Below are 1225 nucleotides of genomic sequence, written 5' to 3' on the forward strand. Positions count from 1 at the left end.
AGATAAAATGATTACGTTGTTTCCTTGAAAACCCTGGAATGTTGCACTTGTAGGTGGTTGACAATCATATTGAATAACAATACAAGTACCAGGAGTTAATGTGTGTAAGAATTGTAATAACTCTGGATTGTTATTCTGTTTTCTTCTATTGTCTTCTCTTTCTTCTTTTCTGTGATGATCTCTCCGATCATCACATCTATCGAAATCACAACCTCCACAAAAACCAAAACCCATAAAAATTACCCCCTTTCGTTCGTCAGTACATCTTATGCTCGTCTAGAAAGGATGGTGTGAGTATATGAGTCTAGTTAAGTGTGGATTTTTTATTTAAATATGAAAGTGATTTAATAATATTATTTCTGGTTTTGGTGCAAAAAATCTATAAAAATTGGACATAATGATACTATTACTCTAAAAAGGTGTGTGATTGGTATGGAACGAATTAAAGCTGCTGAAGAATTAATTGAGGATATGAGGGAGTGTTTTTTGAACGGAACATCCTTAAGGTGTGAAGCTAAGGATTTTAATATCGTATCTTGGCTGACAGAAGAAGTGATGCGTAAATCCGAGTAAAAGCTTCATTTGGCACAACAAAGTAGCCAGCTTAATTAGCTAACCACTAGTTGTACAAAAGAAAATTAGGCCCTACAAGTTAGGTTGTGTAACTTTAAAGTTACAGTTATAGTATAAACCGGATTGGAAATGTTATTCGGAAGGGAATATAATAAAAATTTCATTTTGTAGAGATTATTTACACATGAAAAAAAGCGCTTATATAGCGCTTTTTAAAAAGTAGGTTTCAAATCACACGTCCAAATGTGAGTTGAATACATGTGCATAAGTAGCATATGTAAATTTGAATTGAATTGTGCAAATAAATTAACAATACAGGAGTGGAGTAAGTAAGTTCGTATCAATGATGTAATGATTAACCCTACTAATAATTTCTTCGCTAGAATTTATATCAACGCATATACCACCAATTGAATTTAATTGTATATCTCGTTCGTATAAAAAAGTATCCATAACAGATTATTCTTCTTTATTATATATAAATTACACAGTTAATCTTAATATAAATGAAATTAGAATTCATCTTCCTTAATTAGATTGCCAGCATCGTTATCTTTCGTTAATCTTTGTTTTAGGTAGTTTTCTTTTGTTGTCCGGTCATTTTTATGACCTACTGCAGCCGCTATTACATGAGGTGCTAGTCCTTTGTAGT

General features: G+C 31.8%; 1 protein-coding gene and 2 pseudogenes. 1 reads left to right on the forward strand and 2 read right to left on the reverse strand.

What is annotated here, in order from left to right; translation table 11 throughout:
• Positions 1-234, reverse strand: a pseudogene (locus CQZ94_RS30755) (hypothetical protein); the annotation flags it as partial.
• A gap of 198 nt (positions 235-432) precedes the next feature.
• Between CQZ94_RS30755 and CQZ94_RS31490 the strand changes: the two are divergent.
• Positions 433-573, forward strand: a complete 141-nt coding sequence (locus tag CQZ94_RS31490) for a hypothetical protein (RefSeq protein WP_181149587.1) — start codon at positions 433-435, stop codon at positions 571-573.
• Positions 574-1085: 512 nt separating this feature from the next.
• Here CQZ94_RS31490 and CQZ94_RS30760 read toward each other — a convergent pair.
• Positions 1086-1225, reverse strand: a pseudogene (locus CQZ94_RS30760) (tyrosine-type recombinase/integrase); the annotation flags it as partial.

The organism is Bacillus sp. MYb209, from assembly GCF_002975175.1.
In the GTDB taxonomy this organism is placed as follows: Bacteria; Bacillota; Bacilli; order Bacillales; family Bacillaceae_G; genus Bacillus_A.

Excerpts from the sequence above, each read along its gene's own strand:
- CQZ94_RS31490 (WP_181149587.1), top strand. The coding sequence starts at position 433 with ATGGAACGAATTAAAGCTGCTGAAGAATTAATTGAGGATATGAGGGAG.